Here is a 6,380-nt window from a genome sequence, read left to right as displayed (position 1 = left end):
CTCCCAACTATGAATAAAAATACGTTTGTACCCCAACATTTGCAGGTGAACTTAACGTTTGGCTATCTCTTGAAATTTGAGCTATTATAACCGCTGAATCACTTGGTTTATGTCAGGAAATTCTACTTTTTTATTTTGAAAAAAGTTTTTTATCATAAACTGGCTATAGTTTACTGCCTGATTATAGGTGATTTTTCCTGGTAAAGGAGCTATATTATCGATCTCAACATCAATAATTGCAGGTCTGTCTGATAGAAATGCCTGTTGCATTTTTGTATTTATATCATCACCGGCCGTAATTCGATAACCTTCTCCGCCACACGCTTCTGCAAAAGCAGCAAAGTCCATTTCCCCGAGATCCGTATTATAATTTATATGCCCCATCTCTTGTTGTTCATATTTAATCATTCCTATTTTACTATTATTTAATATAATTACTTTAATAGGTAAATTATATTTTACTGCAGTGACAAAATCATGCATTACCATGGTGAAGCCACCGTCTCCACAAATAGCTACAACCTGCTTATCAGGATAAGCTACCTGAGAAGCGATCGCCCCTGGTAACCCTGCTCCCATTGTTGCTAACCTGCCAGAAATAAGGAACTGCTGATTAACGAATGGAAAATAGCGTACTGTCCATACTGTTACATTACCTACGTCAACCGACACAATCGCATCCTTTTTAACTACATTTTCTAATGCATACATTACTTGCGGAGCCTGAAGTGGTTCGGGTTGTTCTTTTTTTGTCTTTAGAATGTGTGTATGCCAAGCTTTCATTTTTTCCTGATATTTTTGCAAATAAGAGCGCTCATTATGACCCTCGACCAATAATTGAAGCTGCGGAAGAATTCTTTTGCAGTCCCCTACTAACCCCTCATTAATTGGATAAAAGTCACCAATTTTCCCCGGATCCATTTCAATTTGAACTGCCTTCGCATTATCTGGTAAAAAGTCTCTATATGGAAAGGTTGTGCCAACTAAGATTAGTAAATCACTTTCCATCATAGCTTCATATGCTGGCTTTGTACCAATTTGACCATGTTGCCCAAGATTCAACTCGTGGTAATCAGGAATGAGTCCTTTCCCAAGAAGACTTAGAACTATAGGAGATTTAATTTTCTCCGCAAATTGGAGCAATTCTTTACTTGCTCCCTTTACACCCCTTCCTGCAAGTATAATCGGTTTTTCTGATTGATTTATTAGTTCTGCTGCTTTTGAAATTGATTGTTGATCAGGCTGTATTAATGGTTCTTTATATGTCGGGGCAGTTAATGGTTTCTCAAGTTTATGTTGCTCTGCAAATAGATTGTCAGGCACAACTAACACTGCAGGCCCCTTCCTAGCGTAAGCTGTACGAATTGCCATATTCAACAAATCGGGTAACTGTTCAGAAGATGTTACTTGTTCATTGAATACAGCCACGTCATCGAACATCCTAGCAAGGTTTATTTCTTGAAATGCGTTTGTACCTACTTGTTCATTTGTAACTTGTCCAACTAGAGCTAATACAGGTACTCCATCTAATTTAGCGTCATATAACCCATTTAACAAGTGCACTGCACCAGGTCCAGCTATGGAAAGACAAACACCAATATTGCCCGTAAGCTTTGCATAAGAACTGGCTGCTAGTGCTCCAACTTCTTCATGACGAATTTGAATGAATTCAATATTTTTTTCTTCTTTTCTTAAATCATCGATTAGCTCATTAATGGAATCACCGGGCATCCCGTAAATATGATCAATATTCCATTCTTTTAGTAGATCTGTTACTATTTCACCTGTCCTCTTCATTAAAATGCATCCTTTCCAGAAATCTGATATAACGTCTACTATGTTCTATTACCTTAATTACACATAAAAAAACCCTCTCTTCGATAAGAAAAAGGGTTTTTTTAGACTTATATGTGATTAATCATCGATTACCAAATGTTTTTCAAACCGCGATATATCTTTATCTGCTCCAATAACAATAAGCACATCTTCTTCTTTTAGAACATCTTCAGCGCTTGGAGATACATTGATTTCCTTTCCTTGTTTGATAGCAACAACGTTACATCCGTAATTTGCACGGATATCCAGGTCAATAAGTGTTTTTCCAACCATTTTATTACCCGCTTTTACCTCCACAATACTGTGATCATCGGAAAGCTCCAGATAATCCAGTATATTATTTGAAATAATATTGTGAGCAATTCGTTTTCCCATATCTCTTTCGGGATGCACAACATGGTCAGCGCCAATTTTATTCAATATTTTTTCATGATAATCATTTTGAGCTTTAACTGTTATTTTTTTAATGCCAAGATCAGTAAGGATAACAGTTGTTAAAATACTAGCCTGAATATTATCCCCAATTGCTACAATAACATGATCAATATTCTTAATACCCAATTCCTTAAGCGACACTTCGTCCGTTGAATCTGCAATTACGGCGTGTGAAGCAATATTCTTATATTCATTTACTTTATCCTCATCATTATCGATTGCCAGAACTTCCATGCCTTCCATACTTAATTCACGACAAATACTTCCACCAAATCGACCTAATCCAATTACCGCAAAATCTCGTTTCATTCTGCTTCCTCCATTAACATGTATGATAGATCTATCATACATGAGAAATACAAAAAGGAGCAACTGTCCGCTGCTCCTTAAAAAGAAATTTAAACTATATTGCATCCAACATCTGGAACTGAGATTTCACTAGCCCGAAATATTCGCCTTGTTTCTTCATTAAATCTGCATGACTTCCTCTTTCAAGGATCCTTCCATTTTCCAATACAAAAATTGTATCTGCTTCACGGATCGTTGATAATCTGTGGGCAATTATTATTGCTGTTCTCCCCTTGAGTAGTTTTGCAAGTGCCTGTTGTATTTTCACTTCTGTTTCAGTATCAATGCTGGCAGTAGCCTCATCCAATATTAGAATACTTGGATCAGCAAGTAATGCCCGTGCAAAGGATAATAATTGCCGTTCTCCAGCAGATAAAATATTTCCTCTCTCTTCTACCTCTGTGTGATATCCATTGGCCAATCGTTGTATAAATCCATCAGCACCTACTATCTTGGATGCCTTGATAACTTCTTCATCTGAAGCATTTGGTTGACCAAAGCGAATATTTTCCATTATCGTTCCTGAAAAAATAAATGTATCCTGTAAAACTACGCTAATTTTTTGTCGTAAACTGTTTACGTTGACATCTTTAAGATTATGTCCATCAATTTTTACTTGTCCTTGGGTAGGATCATAAAAACGACTAATTAGATTTGCAATCGTCGACTTACCACTACCAGTATGGCCAACAAGTGCAACGGTTTCCCCTTGCTTAATTTCTAATGAAATATCATGGAGAGCAATTCGTTTTTCATTATAAGCAAACTTTACTTTATCAAACACTATGGTACCTTCCATTGTTTTAAAACGATGTGCATTTTCTTTTTCTTCCACGTTCGGTTGTTCGTCTAAAAATTCAAATATTCGTTCAGAGGCAGCCATTGCCATCAATAATTGATTATACATTTGCCCCAAACGAGAGATTGGTTCCCAAAACATTCCTAGATAGAAAGCGAATAATACAAATGTGCCAATTTCAATACCACCATTTGCTGGTCCAAGTAATATTAGATGTGCGCCATAAGAAATAAGAATCACTGTACCTAGCGCATTACTCATTTCTACAAATGGGCGGAACATTGCACTCTTTCTCGTTGCTTCGCGCCAGCTATCAAAGTTATCCCAATTTAAACCTTTAAAGAATTCTGCATTTTCTTCCTCCTGGGAAAAGGATTGAGTAATTCTCATTCCTTGTAATCCTTCATTTAAATGAGAGTTCATTCGGGATTGTTGTATACGAACTTGCTGCCAGGATTTTCGGATATTTCTTCTTAATTTAGTGGAAATATAGAACATTAGTGGTATGACTACCATAACAGCTAAAGCTAACTTAGGACTTATAACAAATAAAATAAAAATAATACTTGTTAACATAACCACATCCATTAACAAGTTAATTATTCCATTCGTAAACAGTTCTTGTAATGAGTTAATATCATTCATTATTCTAACTAAAATAGAGCCTGCTGAGCGTGTATCAAAGAAGCGATGTGATAAACGCTGCACATGAGAAAATAGATGATGTCGTAAGTCATAGATGACATTTTGACCTAATATATTTACCCACTTTATTCGAAAGGTATTACCTATATAACTAAATAAATATAAGATAGCTATTCCGACTACCAAGTAGGTGAGCATTGTCGTATCTTTATTTTTTATAGCTATGTCAATAGCAACCTTACTTATAAGAATAGGAACAATTAATCTGACCGCGGTTGAAATCAACATCGCTATTATAGCTCCTGGTAGATACGTTTTCGAATAAGGTTTTAAGTAAATAAGTAAGCGCCATAGTTGCTTCCAATTAAAAGGCTTTTCTATTGCTAAATCAACAGTATACTGAAATCTTTTAAGATGTGGACTGACTTCCTTAACTTTCTTGCTCATAGTTTACAACCCCCTTTATACATTATTAGTTGCTGACATGATTTCCTCACGATCCTGATATTGTATATCATATATTCGTTGATATGGCCCTGCATTGTTCAAAAGTATATCATGTGTCCCTCGTTCAACGATTTTACCATCCTCTAAAACTATAATTTCATCTGCATGCTTTAAAGAGGAAATACGGTGAGCGATTATGAAAGATGTTCTTCCTTTCATTACCTCTTTTAATGCCTTCTGTATTTTAAATTCTGTTTCCATATCTACTGCAGAAGTAGCATCATCCAAAATGAGTATACTTGGATTAATACAAATCGCCCTCGCAATGGCAATTCGCTGCTTTTGTCCACCAGACAACCCCATTCCTCTTTCCCCTAATAAGGTGTCATATCCCTCTGGCATTTCCATAATAAAGTCATGTGCTTGTGCCCGCTTTGCCGCATCAATAATTTGACTCTCCGTAATGCCTGGAGTACCGTATGCTATATTCTCTCGGATAGTAGTAGAAAATAGAAATGGTTCTTGTAATACAAATCCGATTGCCTTGCGTAAAGATTTTAATGTATAATCCGCGACAGGCTTCCCATCCACAAGAACTTCGCCTTTTTCAGGCTCATAAAATCTAGTGATCAACTGTGTTATACTCGTTTTTCCTGAACCAGTTGCCCCAATTAATCCAATAATCTTTCCAGATGGAGCATCAAATGAAATATTTTTTAATGCAGTATCATCGTTTTCCACATATGTTAAAGATACGTTATTAAATGTCACATGCCCGGTAATCGAGGTATTAATAGCATTTTCTTTCTCCACGATATCTTCTTCTGCTTCCAATATCTCGAGCAACCTTTCTCCAGAAGCTTTCGCTTGAGAAAATTGGTTAATTACAAAACCGAGATTCATCAATGGACCAAGGATATACCAGACTAAACTAAAGAAAGCTACCAATTCTCCTAAAGCAAGATCTCCGACTATAACCAGGTATCCTCCAAATGCTAATAGAGCAACTGCACAAATATCCCCAATTAATTCCATTAATGGAAAGTACTTCGCCCATATTTTCGCTGTATCCAAATAGTTGTTCCTGTAGCGATCATTATTAGTTGAAAAACGATCTATTTCAAAATCTTCTCTAGACAAGGACTTTACTGTATTCATGCCACTAATATTTTCTTGCACTCGCGTATTTAGCTTACCAAATGACTTTCTAATTTTTCGAAAAGCAGGATGTACTCGCTTATCAAATTTAAAAACCACAATTGTTAAGAACGGCATAGCAGCCATTGTCACAAGAGCCAATGGTATGGAATAATAAAACATAACACTAAGACTAAAAAGAATAAGTAACGTAATACGAATTAATTCAGAAAACCCCATGGACAGAAAAAAACGAAACCCATCCACGTCCGCTGTCAACCTTGACATAAGGTCTCCAGTTTTTGCATTATCGTAATATCTAAAAGACAAAACTTGCAATTTTTTGTAAAGACTATTCCGAAGTTTGTATACAGATATAATTCCAAATAAATCGCCAAGATATTGATGAAAGTATGTAGCAATCCCTTTCACGACCATAAGTATAATAAATAAACCAGCTATAATTGGAATTAATTCATATTGGGCTTTTAACACTACGTTATCAATCGTTTGCTGCATTATGATTGGGTATACTACTGTAATAGCAGTAACCAGGATTAAGAAGATTAGTGATATAAAAAAGTACTTCTTAAAGGGCCAATAAAATTGTTTAAGTTTTTTAAAAGTATCCAATTCAGTTTCTTCCTCCTCTGCGATTATTTCCATAATAACTAATATAACGGTTTCCGAAATAAATTACCACTGTTTTTATTTAATTTTTTAAATTTTTTTA

At 35.6% G+C, this 6,380-nt stretch carries 4 protein-coding genes; all 4 read right to left on the bottom strand.

Annotated elements, in window-relative coordinates:
• Positions 1-84 precede the first annotated feature (84 nt).
• The 4 genes from JCM12304_RS12670 to JCM12304_RS12655 all read right to left on the bottom strand — a co-directional run bounded on the left by JCM12304_RS12670 (position 85) and on the right by JCM12304_RS12655 (position 6,280).
• Entirely contained in the window at positions 85-1,797 is a 1,713-nt protein-coding gene (locus JCM12304_RS12670; RefSeq protein WP_060680776.1) for a pyruvate oxidase, read from the bottom strand.
• Between the two features lie 117 nt (positions 1,798-1,914).
• Positions 1,915-2,580, bottom strand: a complete 666-nt coding sequence (locus JCM12304_RS12665; RefSeq protein WP_019376067.1) for a potassium channel family protein — start codon at positions 2,578-2,580, stop codon at positions 1,915-1,917.
• A 94-nt stretch (positions 2,581-2,674) separates the two neighbouring features.
• Positions 2,675-4,510 carry an ABC transporter ATP-binding protein gene (locus tag JCM12304_RS12660; protein ID WP_060680774.1) on the bottom strand — a complete coding sequence of 612 codons (1,836 nt, stop codon included), beginning with the start codon at positions 4,508-4,510 and terminating at the stop codon, positions 2,675-2,677.
• 15 nt (positions 4,511-4,525) lie between these two features.
• Positions 4,526-6,280, bottom strand: coding sequence for an ABC transporter ATP-binding protein (locus tag JCM12304_RS12655; RefSeq protein WP_060680772.1), 1,755 nt, complete (start codon positions 6,278-6,280; stop codon positions 4,526-4,528).
• Between the last annotated feature and the right edge of the window lie 100 nt (positions 6,281-6,380).

The sequence above is a fragment of the Virgibacillus halodenitrificans JCM 12304 genome (assembly GCF_001310895.1).
Classification (GTDB): Bacteria; Bacillota; Bacilli; order Bacillales; family Amphibacillaceae; genus Virgibacillus_Q; species Virgibacillus_Q halodenitrificans.
The sequence above is the reverse complement of the archived record's forward strand: the minus strand, read 5'-3'. Positions and strand labels throughout refer to the sequence as shown.